This window comes from Kingella sp. (in: b-proteobacteria) (assembly GCF_030527935.1).
GTDB lineage: Bacteria > Pseudomonadota > Gammaproteobacteria > Burkholderiales > Neisseriaceae > Kingella_B.
The window spans coordinates 1-15143 of record NZ_JAUMZV010000024.1; the positions used below are offsets into that span (position 1 = coordinate 1).

The 15143-nt window shown below is 53.8% G+C and carries 18 protein-coding genes; 7 read left to right on the forward strand and 11 right to left on the reverse strand.

Annotated elements, in window-relative coordinates; translation table 11 throughout:
- From Q4A85_RS08535 to Q4A85_RS08580, 10 genes are all read right to left on the reverse strand, one after another.
- The coding region (locus tag Q4A85_RS08535; protein ID WP_368500205.1) for a DUF1870 family protein at positions 1–656 on the reverse strand (656 nt) is incomplete at its 3' end.
- A gap of 376 nt (positions 657–1032) precedes the next feature.
- On the reverse strand, positions 1033–1785 hold the full coding sequence (gene dnaQ, locus Q4A85_RS08540) for a DNA polymerase III subunit epsilon (protein WP_303109446.1): 753 nt from the start codon (positions 1783–1785) through the stop codon (positions 1033–1035).
- Between the two features lie 67 nt (positions 1786–1852).
- On the reverse strand, positions 1853–2065 hold the full coding sequence (locus Q4A85_RS08545; protein WP_303109449.1) for a hypothetical protein: 213 nt from the start codon (positions 2063–2065) through the stop codon (positions 1853–1855).
- A gap of 79 nt (positions 2066–2144) precedes the next feature.
- A complete protein-coding gene (locus Q4A85_RS08550) occupies positions 2145–2711 on the reverse strand; it encodes a C40 family peptidase (RefSeq protein WP_303109506.1) in 567 nt (188 codons plus the stop codon).
- A gap of 453 nt (positions 2712–3164) precedes the next feature.
- Positions 3165–3299, reverse strand: coding sequence for a hypothetical protein (locus Q4A85_RS08555; protein ID WP_303109451.1), 135 nt, complete (start codon positions 3297–3299; stop codon positions 3165–3167).
- 10 nt (positions 3300–3309) lie between these two features.
- Positions 3310–3744 carry a ClpXP protease specificity-enhancing factor gene (locus tag Q4A85_RS08560; RefSeq protein ID WP_303109453.1) on the reverse strand — a complete coding sequence of 145 codons (435 nt, stop codon included), beginning with the start codon at positions 3742–3744 and terminating at the stop codon, positions 3310–3312.
- 79 nt (positions 3745–3823) lie between these two features.
- Positions 3824–4429: a glutathione S-transferase N-terminal domain-containing protein gene (locus tag Q4A85_RS08565; RefSeq protein WP_303109455.1), complete on the reverse strand. Its 606-nt coding sequence runs from the start codon at positions 4427–4429 to the stop codon at positions 3824–3826.
- Between the two features lie 370 nt (positions 4430–4799).
- Complete coding sequence (locus Q4A85_RS08570) at positions 4800–5591, reverse strand: sulfite exporter TauE/SafE family protein (RefSeq protein ID WP_303109457.1); 792 nt, start codon at positions 5589–5591, stop codon at positions 4800–4802.
- 205 nt (positions 5592–5796) lie between these two features.
- Positions 5797–7575, reverse strand: coding sequence for an aminopeptidase P family protein (locus Q4A85_RS08575; RefSeq protein ID WP_303109459.1), 1779 nt, complete (start codon positions 7573–7575; stop codon positions 5797–5799).
- Positions 7576–7701: 126 nt separating this feature from the next.
- A complete protein-coding gene (locus tag Q4A85_RS08580; RefSeq protein WP_303109461.1) occupies positions 7702–7992 on the reverse strand; it encodes an NAD(P)-dependent oxidoreductase in 291 nt (96 codons plus the stop codon).
- Between the two features lie 144 nt (positions 7993–8136).
- Between Q4A85_RS08580 and Q4A85_RS08585 the strand changes: the two genes are divergently transcribed.
- The 7 genes from Q4A85_RS08585 to Q4A85_RS08615 all read left to right on the forward strand — a co-directional run bounded on the left by Q4A85_RS08585 (position 8137) and on the right by Q4A85_RS08615 (position 13257).
- A complete protein-coding gene (locus tag Q4A85_RS08585) occupies positions 8137–8955 on the forward strand; it encodes a symmetrical bis(5'-nucleosyl)-tetraphosphatase (protein WP_303109508.1) in 819 nt (272 codons plus the stop codon).
- Between the two features lie 148 nt (positions 8956–9103).
- Positions 9104–9589 (forward strand): hypothetical protein, encoded by a 486-nt coding sequence (locus tag Q4A85_RS08590; protein WP_303109463.1) that lies wholly within the window; start codon positions 9104–9106, stop codon positions 9587–9589.
- A gap of 232 nt (positions 9590–9821) precedes the next feature.
- A complete protein-coding gene (locus tag Q4A85_RS08595; RefSeq protein ID WP_303109465.1) occupies positions 9822–9995 on the forward strand; it encodes a hypothetical protein in 174 nt (57 codons plus the stop codon).
- A gap of 3 nt (positions 9996–9998) precedes the next feature.
- Positions 9999–10793, forward strand: a complete 795-nt coding sequence (locus Q4A85_RS08600; protein ID WP_303109466.1) for a glycosyltransferase family 2 protein — start codon at positions 9999–10001, stop codon at positions 10791–10793.
- Between the two features lie 42 nt (positions 10794–10835).
- Complete coding sequence (gene rplM, locus Q4A85_RS08605; RefSeq protein ID WP_303109468.1) at positions 10836–11267, forward strand: 50S ribosomal protein L13; 432 nt, start codon at positions 10836–10838, stop codon at positions 11265–11267.
- Between the two features lie 11 nt (positions 11268–11278).
- Positions 11279–11671, forward strand: a complete 393-nt coding sequence (rpsI, locus tag Q4A85_RS08610; RefSeq protein WP_303109470.1) for a 30S ribosomal protein S9 — start codon at positions 11279–11281, stop codon at positions 11669–11671.
- Positions 11672–12060: 389 nt separating this feature from the next.
- Positions 12061–13257 carry a transferrin-binding protein-like solute binding protein gene (locus Q4A85_RS08615; protein WP_303109472.1) on the forward strand — a complete coding sequence of 399 codons (1197 nt, stop codon included), beginning with the start codon at positions 12061–12063 and terminating at the stop codon, positions 13255–13257.
- Between the two features lie 66 nt (positions 13258–13323).
- Here Q4A85_RS08615 and Q4A85_RS08620 read toward each other — a convergent pair whose 3' ends face one another.
- Positions 13324–14802, reverse strand: a complete 1479-nt coding sequence (locus Q4A85_RS08620; RefSeq protein ID WP_303109474.1) for an RNA ligase — start codon at positions 14800–14802, stop codon at positions 13324–13326.
- Between the last annotated feature and the right edge of the window lie 341 nt (positions 14803–15143).

Sequence of the window (15143 nt, forward strand, 5' to 3'; positions counted from 1 at the left end):
CAACTTTTGTTCCGCTTATGGCATATCTTGCCGAAGCAGATTTGATTCAAATTTTGGTAGTGTCCTAAAAAGTATGCTGCACTGCTGTTCCTTCCCCCGCTGGCGGGAGAGGGAACAGATTGCGGAGTTTTTACCCAATACTGCTTGCTATCAACCATAATCAAGTCAGCATACTTTTTAGGACACCACCAAGTATTCATCCACCGCCCAGCGGTCATGCGTCGAGCGCGTGTTGCCTGAAAACGGGTGTTGCGCTTGCCATGCGCTGAATTTTTCGGCATCAAATGCACAACGCGCCCGCCTTGGGCAACGATGGCGGAAGCGATGGATTGGCTGAGTTTCCGATCTATAACCGATGCTTCATGGTTTTTGTGTTCAAAAAACGGCGGGCAATCGTGGCGGCTTTGATACCACAAGGCAAAGAATGGCGCGCCTGCTTGGGCATTTTGCATAAGACGTTGGATTTCGGCTTCACGGCGCGATAGCAAAAGTTTTAATTGCCGCTCAATTCTTGCGGGGATAGGCTTTTCGCCTGTTTCCCAGTTATGCCATGCCCTTCCAGATGCACCGTTTGGATGCGCTTCGTCAATGGCAATATTTCGCCCCGCCTCTACAACAGAGAGAAAAAAACAGGTGGCGGATGGCTTTAAGTTCAGTTCGTGCTTATGGCTTAATTCACAAAAAACACAAGAATTAAGTTAGAACCTGTATTCACTATTTTCATAGGCATCTTTTATGCCCTAAAAACGCGGCTACTGCGTTAAAAATGCTCGCAAGGTGTCCAACCTTGCTGCGCTTTTTGCCTTGTATCCACGCTTTTATGCCATAAAATCTACCTATGCAAATAGTAAATACAGGTTCTTAATTACCGCACCAATCGCCGCAATAATCGCCAGCCATTTGCGCCATTGGTGCACTCTTTCGGCTGCGGGCGAGAGTGATGTTGTTTCATTTTCAGTCCTTTAAGTAACGCGGTTAGGCAGCCTGAAAGGTGGCTGATGCAACAAACCTACCACGCTTTGCCGTTTGGCTTCACTCGTTGGCGTTTTCAGGCTGCCGATAAAGGCAGGGGTTGCCTGTGTCTTTATCCAGCCCATCTAAATAGGCTTCGTGGTCGGCGGTTTCGTTAGCATCGGCGGTGAGCACGATAAGGTGGTCGGGGCGGGCGGTGGGTACAGGCGCGGCGGTGGTTTGGGCGACTGGGGTGGTGGGCTCTTCTTCGCTTTCCAGTTCATCGGTTAGGCTAAATTGGTTGCGCGTCATGGCAAGGTACACGCCGCCGAGCAATTCGCAGTCTATCAGCGCGCCATGCAGCACGCGGCGGCTTCTGTCCACGCCTAGGCGGTTGCACAGCGCGTCTAGGTTGTTTTTTTGCCCTGGGTATTTGTTGCGCGCCATTTCTAGGGTGTCTATCACGCGGCACACGCTGTCTATGGGCGGCAGCCCTGCGTGGGCAAATTCGGCGTTGAGAAAGCCGATGTCAAATTTGGCGTTGTGGATGATGAGTTCTGCGCCTTTAAGGAAGTCAAAGATTTGCTGGGCGACTTGGGCGAAGGTGGGTTTGCCTGCGAGCTGGTCTAGCGTGATGCCGTGGATGGCGGTGGCTTCGGCGGGGATGTCGCGCTCGGGGTGGATGTAGAGATGGAGCGTGTGTTCGGTGAGCTGGCGGTTTACCATTTCTAGCCCTGCGAATTCAATCAGGCGGTCGGGGTTTTCGGTGGCGGAGTGGTGGAAGCCTGTGGTTTCGGTATCTAGGATGATTTGACGGGGGTGTGCGGTGGTCATGTTGCGTGCCTTTTTGTGTTTTCAGGCTGCCTAATGGGGATGTAGGCAGCCTGAAAGGGGTTGGGGGTTATTGATAAGGATTTTCTACGCCTGCGATGAGTTGCTGCAAGTAGTCGCGCAGTTGCGTTTCGCTGCATCCCATTAAGAGCGCGTCTTCAAATGCGTCTTGCGCGGCTTGGTAGAGCTCGGTCATGTTTTGGTTCATCACTTTAACTTTTTCGGTGCAGGATACGGGGCTGCCGTCGTCGCTGAACCATTTGGGCATGGCGGGTTGGGGCATGGGGTGGTGTGTCCTTGTTTTGGGTTTTAACTACGTTTCAGGCTGCCTATTGTTTGCTCTGTTGGTTTTTTCAGGCTGCCTAATTGCGGATGTAGTTTTGCGCGTTGTTGCGTTTCACGCGGCGGGCGGTGGCATAGCGGGCATTCCAGTATTTGCTGGATAGGCTGGTGATTTCAATGCGTTTGCCTGTGCGCGGGGCGTGGATAAAGCGGTCGTTGCCGATATACATCCCTACATGGGAGATGCGCGAGCCGCGTGTGCGGAAGAAAACCATGTCGCCAGGGCGCAATTCGCTGCGGCTCACATAGCTGCCCACCGATGCTTGCGCGGCGGAAGTGCGCGGCAGATTGACGGCAAAGGCTTTGCGGAACACATATTGCATAAAGCCGCTGCAATCAAAGCCTGTGGGCGATGTGCCGCCAAAGCGGTAGGCTACGCCGATAAAGCCCATGGCGTTGGAGATGAGTTCATCGGCATCGCCGCGCCCCATCGGTTCGGCGTTGGATGGCTCTTCGCCGGCGGCAACGGGTGGCGTGGCTTGGGCTTGCTGCTGTTGTTTTTGCTGGATGATGCTGCCGATGGCATCGTGGCTGGGGCTGGTTTGAGCAACGGCGGGCGGCGTTTTGCGTTGGATGATTTTGCCGATTTCGTCTTGGGATGATTTGCGCGTGTCTTTTTTGCTGTCGTGTTTGGCTTCGCGCTTGCTGTCGCGTTTTTCTGATTTGCTGTCGCGTTTGGACGGCTCGGCTTTTTTGCTGTTTTTGTCGTTGGGTTTTTGTTTGTCTTTGATGATTTTGCCGATGGAGTCGGCTTTGGTTTTGGATTTAGATTTGTCTTTGCTGGATTTATCTTTGTCGGACTTGGCGGGCGCAGATTTGGCGGGGGCGGATTTGCTGGCGGCGGCTTTTGGAGCGCCTTTGGCTTTTGGAGCGGCTTGGGCGATACTGCTGCACGCCAATAGCAGGGCGAACGCAATAGGGCGGAGAAGTCGGTAGGTCATAACGTGAATGGGTTTGATACAAATGGGGGGGCATTCTAACCGATTTGGGCGGCTTGGCGTAGGGCTGTGTAAGCAAGGTTTTGCAAAGGTTTGGATGGGTTAAGTTAGGTTAGAATAAGAGCGTAAGGCAGCCTGAAAACGCATACGGCACGTTTTCAGGCTGCCTTTCGGTTTGGCGAGCAAAGGGCGTTGGGTTTGCAGGGCGTTAAGGCAGCCTGAAACCATGTTCACCACTTGCGTTGCGTTATTTCACCAATTTCAGGCTGCGTTTTTTGGGTGGCTCACCGGTTGCGCTGGCTTCGTTGTTTTCGCTGTTGTTGTTGGCGGGCGTTTCAGGCTGCCTTTGGGCATCGCTGGGGGTGTAGGGTTCTACTTCAAAGCCCATGCCTTCGCCTGTTTCTTTGGCAAATAGGCTGATAACGTGCCCGATGGGAATCCAGATTTCTTGCGATACGCCGCCAAAGCGGGCGTGGAAGTTTACCCATTCGTTGTCAATAAACAGGTCTTTGGTGGCGGTGGGGCTGATGCTGAGCACGATTTGGTCGTCTTGCACGTATTGCGCGGGCACGCGGGTGTGTTCGTTTACCCAAACGGCGATGTAGGGCGTGTTGCCGTTGTCTAAACACCATTCGTATAGGGCGCGGATAAGGTAGGGCTTGGTGGATGTGGATTGGGTCATGGTGGGGCTTTCATGGGGTGGTTGTACAAAACCCCTTTGCGGGTAAACAAAGGGGTGTGCTGCAAAGGCAGCCTGAAAACTATTTGCGCATGGCTTTTTCGGCGGGGGTCAGGGCTTCGGTGAACGCGGGGCGTTGGAAAATGCGCTCGGCGGATTTGAGCAACGGCGCGGCGGATTTGGGCAGTTTGATGTCGTAGTGGGTTAAACGCCAAAGCAGCGGGGCAAGGGCAACGTCAATCATGGAGAATTCATCGCCTAACACATATTTATTTTTGGTGTAGGCGGGGGCAATCATGGTTAAGCCTTGGGCGATGGCTTCGCGGGCTTTGGCTTGGTCTTTGGCAGAAGCGGCGTTGTCTTCCAGCGTGGCAACGTGGACAAACAATTCTTTTTCTAGGCGGAACAGCACCAGCCGCCCGCGCCCGCGCATCACGGGGTCGGCGGGCATGAGCTGCGGATGGGGGAAGCGTTCGTCTAGGTATTCGTTGATGATGTTGGATTCGTAGAGAATTAAATCGCGCTCCACCAGCACGGGCACTTGGTTATAGGGGTTGATGATGGCAAGGTCTTCGGGTTTGTTGAAGGTGTCGATGTCTTTGATTTCAAAGTCCATGCCTTTTTCAAACAGCACGAAGCGGCAGCGGTGGCTAAATGGGCAGGTGATGCCTGAATAGAGTGTCATCATAATGGGGATTCCTTGTGGGTTAGGGTCTGTTGACAATCAACGTTTTGACGGCTTTTGCGCCCTAAAACGGCATCTGCTGCGTTAAAAATACTTGCCTATGGACGGCATAGGCTCGCATTTTTGCCTTGCATCTGCCATTTTATGACGCAAAATCCGTTGCAAAAGTTGAATGCCAACAGACCCTAGGCAGCCTGAAAATGGTGGTGAGCGTTTTCAGGCTGCCTATGGGTTTGAAATACGATAGCGCAGAATTATAGCCGATTGTAAAGATAAAAGCGAATTTTGGCGGATAATGCTATGTTTTGTTTGAATAAATAGGGCAGCCTGAAATCGTATTTTCATTTTCAGGCTGCCTTAACATTGCGCCAAATTATTTAAACAACATCATCACCGCCACAAAACACAAAAACGCGCCAAACGCTTTTTTTAACACCGAAACAGGCAAGCGATTGGCTGCCATTGCGCCCAAACGCGAAGTGAACACGCTGGCGGACACGATGCCAACAAACGCGGGCAAATACACAAAGCCGATGGAATAGGCGGGCATATCGGCAAAACGGCTGCCGCTTAACATAAAGCTCACGGTTGCACCGATGGCCAGCAGCACGCCGCAGGCGGAAGATGTGCCGATGGCGCGTTTCATTTCAAAGCCGCGACTGTTTAAAAACGGCACGATAAATGCGCCGCCGCCGATGCCCGCAAAGCTGGATAACGCGCCAATCACCACGCCCGCGATAATTTGCACCCGCGCGGTGAGCGGCTTGGCGAGCGGCGCGGATTTTCGCTGGCTGGCAATCAGCATTTTGATGGCGAGCAGCAGCATCATGGCGGCAAACAATTTCATCAGATGCGCTTTGGGCAGGCTGGACACCCAGTAGCCACACACAAACACCGATGCCATCAGCGCGGGCACCAGCGCGCGGAACACGCGAAAATCCACATTGCCCAGCTTGCGATGCTGCCATGCCGATGCGATGGATGTGAACACGATGGTGGCAAACGATGTGCCCAACGCCATCGCCATCAACTGCGCGTCGGGCACGCCTGCTTGCGGCAATAAAATCAACAGCATGGGCACGATAATTGTGCCGCCGCCGATGCCAAACAGCCCTGCGAAAAAGCCTGTTACTGCGCCGATAAGGAGATAGGAGGGGAAAAGCATGGTGGGGTGTCCTTTTGGGGTGATAGGGTTTTCAGGCTGCCTTTTGGGGAATAAGGCAGCCTGGAAATGATGTTTACATAAATGGTTGGCGTAGGGTATGTGGCTTTGCCACGCACCGTTTAACTATGGCAAACGGTGCGTGAACAGGTTCACACACCCTACATGCCCGTTGTATTCAAGGCAGCCTGAAAACCATAGCGAGCCGCTAAATCGCCGCCGTCCGCTCAATCAGCCAATCTTTCGCTGCGCCCGCCACAAACGGCAGCAGTTGCTCGCGCACTTGGGCGTGGTAGGCGTTGAGCCAATCGCGCTCGTCTGGGCGCAGCAGCGTGGCATCCACCAGCCGCGTGTCAATCGGGCAAAGCGTTACCGTTTCAAAGCAAAGGTAGTCGCCAAACTGGGTTTCTTGCGGCTGGGCAACAGGGTGGGCAACGACTAGGCTTTCTATGCGGATGCCCCATTGGTTGGGGCGATAGAGCGCGGGTTCGTTGGATGTGAGCATCCCTTGGTGCAGCGCGTATTCGGGCGTGTTGGGCGCGAAGTAGGAGATGCGTTGCGGCGGTTCGTGCACGTTTAAAAAATAGCCCACGCCGTGTCCTGTGCCGTGTCCGTAGTCGCGCTGGGCTTGCCACAGCGGGGCGCGGCAGATGGCATCTATCATCGGCGCGGCGATGCCGTTGGGGAACACGGCGCGGGCAAGGGCGATGTGCGCTTGCAACACCAGCGTGAAGTCGCGGATTTGCGCGGCGGATGGCGTGCCGATGGGGACGGTGCGCGTGATGTCGGTGGTGCCGCAATGGTATTGTGCGCCGCTGTCTATCAGCAATAAGCCGTCGCCTGCGATTTTCAGGCTGCCTATGGCGGGGGCGGAGTAATGCGGCATCGCGCCGTTGGCGTTGTAGCCCGCAATTGTGCCAAAGCTCTCGGAGACGAAATGGTCGCGCTGGCTGCGGTGGGCGAGCAGCATTTCGCCGATTTGGTATTCGGTGATGGGTTCGCCCTGCGCGAGACGGTGTTCCAACTCGGCGAAGAAGCCACACAGCGCGATGCCGTCTTGCAGCATGGCTTGGCGGATGTTGGCGACTTCGGCGGCGCATTTTTCGGCTTTGAATTGGGTGGACGGATTGGCTTGCTCGCATTTCGCTACGCTGGGGGGCAGCTTGAAAACGGTAGACACGGCAACCTTGGCAGGGTCATACATCAGGCAGCCTGAAAGCTGCGCCAGCGCGTCTGCTGCGTGTTCATAGGGCTGGATTTGGATGGCGGCGGCGGTTAAGGCAGCCTGAATATCGGGCGTGATTTTGCTGGGGGCAACAAACAGCGTTGCCGTGCCGTTTGCGCCGATGAGCAAGTGCGACAGGAACACGGGGTTGTAGGCGATGTCGCTGCCGCGCAGGTTGGTGAGCCATGCGATGTCGTCCAGCGCGGAGATAAAATGCCAATCCGCGCCCGTTTGGCGCATGGCTTGGCGCACGCGGTGCAGCTTTTCGGCGGCGGTGTGCGGCACAAACTCGGCTTGTTGCGCGAACACGGGCGCGGTGGGCAGGGCAGGGCGGTTGTTGCCCCACGCTTCGGCGGTGTAGTCTATATCGTATTGGAGCGCGATGTTTTTCGGCGCAAAGGCAGCCTGAATGCGGCGCAGCTCGGCAATCGAAAGCATATCGGGCGCGATGCCCACGCGGGCTTGTTCAGGCAGCGTTTGCGCCAGATGGGCGATGTGGTTGCGCCCGCTTTCTTGCTTTTGCAACGCGATGCCGCTGCCCGCTAACTCAGCTTCGGCTTGTGTCCAATAGCGCGAGTCTGTCCACAATTCGGCGGTGTCTTGCTGCACCACCAGCACGCCCGCCGAGCCTGTGAAGCCCGAAAAATATTGGCGCGATTGCCAATGCTCGGGGATGTATTCGGAAAGATGCGGGTCGGCGGTGGGGATGATGAGCGCGGTAAGTGCGTGGTGGGATAGGGTTTGGCGCAGGGGGGTGAGCATGGGGGTGTCCTTTGGGGGATGGGATGAGTGATAGCGAGTAAACAAATTTCAGGCTGCCTTGATGGAATAGGCAGCCTGAAAACCGATTGGCTGGGCTACAACGCGCTGTCTTTGTTTTCAGGCTGCCTATTTCATCTTATCACATTCGTTTTCCAAATCGGCAGCGTCCAAGCCATCGGGCAGGTCGGTGAGCTCGTGGAAAATCACATCGGGGCGGATGTCGCCCACAGTTTTCAGCAAGCCGTCTGCGTCAAACGCATCGGCAATCACGGGCTTGATGCCCAGCGCGGCAAGCATTTCGGCTTTGGCAGGGCTGCGCGTGGTGCCATACACTTCATGCCCCGCCGCCAGCAGCATTTTGCACAACGGCAAACCAATCACGCCGCTTGCGCCCGCTACGAACATTTTTGGTGCCATTTTTGTTTCCTTATATTGGGTTGAAAGGGCGCGGATTATATGCGATGTTTCCCCGCGCGATTGATAGGCAGCCTGAAAATGGGTTTATACCGTTTTCAGGCTGCCTTACAATTCCGCCGTTATCATTATTGTTCGCAAAAAACCATGTCTCACTACGCCATCGGCGACCTACAAGGCTGCTACGCCGAGTTCATCGCCCTGCTCAACCAAATCCAGTTCAACCCCAGCCGCGACACCCTTTGGCTGGTGGGCGACATCGTCAATCGCGGGCCGCAATCGCTAGAATCCCTGCAATACTGTATGCAACACGAAAACAGCGTGCAAATTGTGCTCGGCAACCACGACCTGCACCTGCTCGCCCTGATGCACGGCTACGGCAAGCTCAAACACCGCGACACCCTTGCCCCCATTCTCAACCACTCGCAAATGCCGCAAATGCGCGACTGGCTGCGCCAACAGCCGCTGATGCGCCACAACGATACCCACGCCCTTGTGCACGCAGGCATTTATCCCACATGGCGCATCAGCCAAGCGCAACAGCTTGCCAACGAAGTTGCCGCGCACATATCAGGCAAACACGCCCGAGACTTTTTCGCGCAAATGTATGGCAACCACCCCAGCCAATGGCAGCCTGAAAGCCAAGGCATAGACCGCCTGCGCATCATCACCAACGTCTTCACCCGCATGCGCGTGCTCAACCCCGACAACAGCCTAGACTACGACTACAAAGAAACCTACGCGCGCATCCCCGCGCCCAAACGTGCATGGTTTGACGCACCGCACCGCCAACACACCAGCCACGAAATCATCTTCGGGCATTGGTCTGCACTCGGCTACCGCCGCGAAAAACACATCTGGTCGCTGGACACGGGCGCACTCTGGGGCGAAGAACTCACTGCCGTAAACATCCACACAGGCGAACGCTTCACCCAGCCCAGCTTTCAGCGCAAACAGTTTGAATGATAGCGATGGGGACGCCATTGCCGTTTTCAGGCTGCCCAATCCCCCGCCAAAGATGTAAAGCAAACGCAAACCCATTTGACAACCCCACGCAAAAGAAGTCTAATCGCGCCCAGTCGTGGCAACCGCCACCCCAACGAACGGAGACAACATGAAACTCATCCCCATACTCACCACCGCCATACTTGCCAGCAGCATCCTAACCGCCCAAGCCGCCCCAAAAGGCGAGCAAGAGCTCACCCCCACAGCCACCAGCAGCAGCCAAAGCGAAATTGACAGCAAAAAAGAAGTCGCCTACACCTGCCAAATCCTGCAAGACAACAAACTGCAAAGCATCAAACTCACCGCCATGTATGGCATCAAAAACAACCAACCCATCGTCGCCCAAGTGCGCATCAACGGCGTAACCACCCCCGGAATGTGGCGCGATACCAGCTTCAACCTACTCAACCGCTTTATCAGCAACGACCCCGCTGCACGCACCACCGTGTGGACAACCATGCCCGCCGATGCCAGCAAGCTCACCCAAGTGGATGGCGGCAAACTATCCGTAGCCGACAAAGCAGGCGCACCCCAAAGCGTGGTCGTCGACAACTGCCGCCTAGACAAAGCCGCTACCGCCAAACTCAACAAATAATCCACATCATCAAGGCAGCCTGAAAACATCGTTTACCCCGTTTCAGGCTGCTTTCATTTTCAATCCAAAGGCAGACTTACCCCTTTGTCCAAATCTTTGATTTGGGTATTAAGTAAGCATCTAAATATTTGATTTAGCTATGCGAACTTAAGCAAAGCTAAGGGGTATACCGTAGCACAGCGAAGGTTGAAAACCATTCTCCTATTTTCAGGCTGCCTTAATCACACCCACCATGTTCACCCGCTATCTCACCCTAATCAGCGCATTCGTCCTAATCCTAATCATCATCCGCAACCTATTCACCCGCCAACAACAACGCCGCCTAGACACCGCCGCCAAACAAATCGCCACAATCCTACTCATCAGCAGCCTAATCGCCGCCAGCTACACCCTACTCAAAAGCTAAACCATGAACACCCCCATCACCGTAACCATGCTCGTCAAAAACGCCGAACGCTGCCTAGCCGAAGTTTTAAACGCGCTCACCCATTTCAATGAAGTCCTACTGCTAGACAACGGCTCAACCGATAACACCCTAAACATCGCCGCCCAATACCCCAACGTAACCATCCACCACCACCCCTTTGACGGCTTTGGCAACATGAAAAACCGCGCCGCCATGCTCGCCAAAAACGACTGGATACTCAACATAGACAGTGACGAAATCATCACCCCCGAGCTGCTTGCCAGCATCCAAAACGCCGACCTAACGCAGCCTGAAAACATCTACGCCCTAAACCGCATCAACCACTACCAACGCCGCCCCATCACAGGCTGCGGCTGGTCGCCCGACATCATCCCCCGTCTCTACAACCGCACCCACACCCAATACAACCACCGCGCCGTGCACGAAGCCCTGATTATCCCCCAAGGCAACCACCCCAAACTGCTCACAGGCAACCTAAACCACTACACCTACGACAGCATAGAAGCCCTTATCCGCAAAATGCAACAATACAGCAGCCTATACGCCGAGCAAAACGCAGCGCAAAAAACCAGCAGCCCCCTTGCCGCCCTGCTGCACGGCGTATGGAGCTTCATCCGCAGCTACATCCTCAAAAGCGGCTGGAAACACGGCGCAGACGGGCTTACCATCTCGCTCACCCAAGCCGCAGGCTCATACTACAAATACGCCAAACTAAACGAACGCAACCGCATAATAAAAAACCAACAACACATTGACACCCCCCCTGAAACCCACTAAAATCCACGGTTTCTTTTATCTAATATTTATTGGAAACATTTTATGAAAACCTTTTCAGCGAAACCGCATGAAGTGCAACGCGAATGGTTTGTTATTGATGCCACAGACAAAGTGCTTGGGCGCGTAGCAGCCGAAGTTGCCAGCCGTTTGCGTGGCAAACACAAACCCGAATACACCCCGCACGTTGATACAGGCGACTACATCATCGTCATCAACGCCGACAAACTGCACGTAACAGGCAACAAATTTGAAGGCAAAAAATACTACCGCCACTCAGGCTTCCCTGGTGGCTTGTATGAACGCACTTTCCGCCAAATGCAAGAAAAACAACCGGGGCGCGCATTGGAAGTTGCCGTAAAAGGGATGCTGCCCAAAGGCCCATTGGGTTACGCCATGATTCGCAAACTTAAAGTCTATGCAGGCGCAGAACACCAACACGCCGCGCAACAACCCAAAGTTTTAGAAATTAAATAAGGACACGACAAATGAACGGTAAATATTACTACGGCACAGGTCGCCGCAAAAGCTCAGTAGCTCGCGTGTTCTTGCAAAAAGGCAAAGGTCAAATCATCGTAAACGGTCGTCCCGTTGATGAATTTTTCTCACGCGAAACCAGCCGCATGGTGGTGCGCCAACCCTTAGTTTTGACTGAAAACGTTGAAGCGTTTGACATCAAAGTAAACGTAGTGGGCGGCGGCGAAACAGGACAATCAGGTGCCATCCGCCACGGTATTACCCGCGCTTTGATTGACTATGATGCAGCGTTGAAACCCGCGCTTTCACAAGCTGGCTTCGTTACCCGCGATGCGCGTGAAGTGGAACGTAAAAAAGCAGGTTTGCGCAAAGCACGTCGCGCCAAACAATTCTCAAAACGCTAATTGGCGTTTATGCAAAAACACTCTGCGGAGTGTTTTTTGTTTGGCTGCTGTCTGGTTTGAAACCTTTGCAAAACCTAAAAACGCCACCAGAAATAGTAACATCCGTCATTCCCGCGTAGGCGGGAATCTTGGTTGAATTTGTGCAATGAATTGTTTTTACGGAAATTTCTGAGTATCAAACAAGATTCCCGCCTACGCGGGAATGACGGCATTTCTTATTTTTCAGGCTGCCGTTGGGGGGCAAATGTTTCGGTTTATTTTGCAAAGGTTTTAGGCAGCCTGAAAATGCAGTATAGAAAGAAATACCACCATAATGGCATCGGCTTTGCTTAATCGTTTAATGGCTTCCTCCCCCCACACACAACCCTTTCCAACGCAAGGACGTTATCATGAAACTGACTCAAACATTGCTGTACTCTTTGGTTGCTGTATCGCTGATGGCATGTTCATCGGGTGGCGGCTCAACGCACGTGGATATTGGCAATAACACCCCCAATCCCAATAGCCCCATCAATTCTAATACTCCCAATACGTCCAACACCCCAAGCTACCAAGCAAATGGCAGCAACAACGGCATCACTTCTGCCGTGGCACAAGATAAAACGCTGTATTCCTTAACCCATTCTTGGAAAGTGCAGCCACCCACCAGCGCGCAAATGGCGAGCGTTCAGGCTGCTGTTGCCAATACCAATAAGCTGCGCGCCGAAGTGGGCTTGCCCGCGTTGAAATATGACGAGCGATTGTCGGCTTATGCGCAACGCCGCGCCGAAGAGATTGTGCGCTCGTTTGAGCATAAACGCTTGAATGGTCAAGAGATATGGCAAGGTGTACAAAACGGCTATCGCGGCGAGAACTTGGCGGCGGGCAACGCTTCGGCTGATGACACCGTTTTAACGCAATGGCGACAAAGCGCAGGGCATTACGCCAATATGATTAACAAAAATTACACCAAAATCGGCGTTGGTTTGGTTTATGTGCCCAACAGCAAATATGGCTATTACTGGGTGCAAATTTTTGGCTCGGACGAAACCACCAGCCGATATTATTTTGACACGTCCATTGCCGAAACCAGCAATAAACAGCCGCTGCAATCGGTGCTGGTGGACGGCGTGAATATTCCGCTTGCCACGCCGCAAGGCAACTGGACGGATATTTCTGCCAACGGCTATTCGGGCAAGGTAAACGGCTATTCCTACACGCGCTTTGGCGTTTTGCAAAACAACAGAGTGGGCGTTTACCAAACCTTCTATCAAGGCACGCCAACCGCCGATATGCCACAAACGGGCAAGGCGGAATACGCAGGGCAAGCGGTGGTGGTAGACGGCAACAAGGTGAACACGCAATTTTCCGCACGCTTTGATGTGGACTTTGGCAACAAAACGCTGGCGGGCGCATTAACCGATACCAGCGGGCAAAATGCGGTAAACCTGAACGCCAATATCACAGGCAACACGTTCCATAGCACCGTTGGCGCGGATGTGGAAACGCATGGCGGCTTCTTTGGCAGCAATGCTTCGGAATTGGCGGGCGATTTCCGCGATTACAACAGCAATAAAACGGGCGCGTATGGTGCGCGTAAACGTTGATTGAGACGTAAATAGGCAGCCTGAAAATGGGGAAACAGCATTTTCAGGCTGCCTTTATTTACGCCATCACAATTCCCGCAGGAACGCTTGAATAAACGCAATCTTTTCTTGCTCGTTCATGGCGTTAAACGCGGCTTGGTTTTCGCGGATGTGGTCAATCAGCGGGTAGTATTCTTCGTCCACATGGCGTTTGTCCAGTTTGCGCCCGATGTTGCCTGCGTTGCTGCGCCCGAGAAATTTGGAGATGAGATAGTAGGGCGATTTGAGCTTGAACAGCATTTCGCCTGTGGCGGCATCAAACACCATAAAGCCTTCGTGCTCCACGGTTTTGAGCAGGGCTTTGAGTTCGCCGAAGGTGATGTTGCTGATGGTTTGCGGGCGGGCGATGCCGTGTTGCTGGGCGATTTGGTCTAGCTGCGCTTCGGTGAATTGTTCGCCTGTTGCCACGTTTCGGATGCCGATTAGGGTTTCGCCAAAGGTTTCTTGGATGATGTGCACATCGCTGGGGTCGGTGATTTCAAACATAAAGGTGTGGTTGGGGTAGGCTTGGAACAGGGCTTGATATTGGGCGCAATGGCGTTGCACGAGTTTGGCGAAGTCGCTGTCTAGCGAGCCTGTGGTGGAATACAGGGTTTGTTGGTCAAAATCTGCGCCGTGGCTGGGGTGGTGTTCGGGCAGTTGCACAAAGGTGCAGCAGCCGAGAAAGCCGTTTACTTTGACTACGGCGTTGATGCGGTGGTTGTCTGATATGGCGATGGGGTAGCGGCTATTGGCGGCGATGCGCTCGGAGTAGTTGAACACTTTGTTAAATGGGCGAATGATGATTTGGTTGTGCGGGTCTAGCACGATGCCGCGCATTTCCAGCAGGGCGTTGTCAAAGCGGTTTTCGTAGAACACGCTGCGGGCGTATTTGAGCACGGAGAGCTGTGGGTGTTTTTTGCTGGCTTTGATGCTGAAATCGCGTCTGCCGTGGCGCAGGTAGTCTTCGGTGATGTGGGTGTGGCGGGCGGCATCATATTGCGGGGCGCGGTTTTGGAATTGGGTCATGGCTTGGATTTGGGCGTGTTGTTCGGGCGACATGGCTTGCACGGCGGGGACGTGGATTTCGTCGCGCAGGGGGTTTTGGTTGAGTTTGACGTAGGCGGCAAGCACGCTGCTTTCATCTACGTTGTGGTGGTTGGGCAGGAAGTTGTGTAGGCGGTAAACTTCTGTTTTAAAACCGTGTTTGCGCGCGGCTTGCAACATTTGGATGCAGGCGGTGGCTTTTTGGTTGGTGTTGGAATTGATGATGAGGATGTCGCGCTCGGGGTGTTGCTGCCCTTGTTTTAGGACGGTTTTGAAGCGGGCACGGCCTTTTTCTTGCGCGGCGGCAAGGGCTTCGCGGCTCCATTGGTATTCGCCGCGCTCGTTGGTGAGTTCTTGGTCGTTTTCTATGTGGATGATTTGGGCGTTGGGGTAGGCTTGTTGGAATTGGGCGATGAGTTCGGCGGCGTAGGTGGTTTTGCCTGAGCCTTGGTGTCCGCGTAGGAGAATGAATTTTTGCATGATGGTGTTCCTTGGGTGGTTTGGGTTTGGGCTTTGCTGAAACGCGCTTTGCTTGTTTCAGGCAGCCTGAAAATGGAATTTGGTGGACGCGACGGGATTCGAACCCGCATCAATGGGGCGACTTGGGCATTACCCCAAGCCAAGCCTGCCGTTGGAAACGCGCGCCAGTTGCAACCCGTCATCGGAGCTGCGAACCTGCATCCTCAACCGTGCCGACAGACCTATTTCAAACCTTATAGTCGCGCAACAAACTTTTAATACAAGGCGGTGAGCCGTAGATAGTACAAATAGTACAGCAAAACTGGCTTTGTCCAAATCTACGATTTGGCAACAAACCATTT

Bases quoted from the DNA above. Each gene is read 5' to 3' on its own strand.
- Q4A85_RS08615 (WP_303109472.1), top strand. From the start codon at position 12,061: ATGAAACTGACTCAAACATTGCTGTACTCTTTGGTTGCTGTATCGCTG.
- Q4A85_RS08595 (WP_303109465.1), top strand. From the start codon at position 9,822: ATGTTCACCCGCTATCTCACCCTAATCAGCGCATTCGTCCTAATCCTA.
- Q4A85_RS08565 (WP_303109455.1), bottom strand. From the start codon at position 4,429: ATGATGACACTCTATTCAGGCATCACCTGCCCATTTAGCCACCGCTGC.
- Q4A85_RS08575 (WP_303109459.1), bottom strand. From the start codon at position 7,575: ATGCTCACCCCCCTGCGCCAAACCCTATCCCACCACGCACTTACCGCG.
- Q4A85_RS08620 (WP_303109474.1), bottom strand. From the start codon at position 14,802: ATGCAAAAATTCATTCTCCTACGCGGACACCAAGGCTCAGGCAAAACC.
- rplM (WP_303109468.1), top strand. From the start codon at position 10,836: ATGAAAACCTTTTCAGCGAAACCGCATGAAGTGCAACGCGAATGGTTT.
- Q4A85_RS08600 (WP_303109466.1), top strand. From the start codon at position 9,999: ATGAACACCCCCATCACCGTAACCATGCTCGTCAAAAACGCCGAACGC.
- dnaQ (WP_303109446.1), bottom strand. From the start codon at position 1,785: ATGACCACCGCACACCCCCGTCAAATCATCCTAGATACCGAAACCACA.
- Q4A85_RS08590 (WP_303109463.1), top strand. From the start codon at position 9,104: ATGAAACTCATCCCCATACTCACCACCGCCATACTTGCCAGCAGCATC.
- Q4A85_RS08580 (WP_303109461.1), bottom strand. From the start codon at position 7,992: ATGGCACCAAAAATGTTCGTAGCGGGCGCAAGCGGCGTGATTGGTTTG.
- Q4A85_RS08545 (WP_303109449.1), bottom strand. From the start codon at position 2,065: ATGCCCCAACCCGCCATGCCCAAATGGTTCAGCGACGACGGCAGCCCC.
- rpsI (WP_303109470.1), top strand. From the start codon at position 11,279: ATGAACGGTAAATATTACTACGGCACAGGTCGCCGCAAAAGCTCAGTA.
- Q4A85_RS08585 (WP_303109508.1), top strand. From the start codon at position 8,137: ATGTCTCACTACGCCATCGGCGACCTACAAGGCTGCTACGCCGAGTTC.
- Q4A85_RS08570 (WP_303109457.1), bottom strand. From the start codon at position 5,591: ATGCTTTTCCCCTCCTATCTCCTTATCGGCGCAGTAACAGGCTTTTTC.
- Q4A85_RS08560 (WP_303109453.1), bottom strand. From the start codon at position 3,744: ATGACCCAATCCACATCCACCAAGCCCTACCTTATCCGCGCCCTATAC.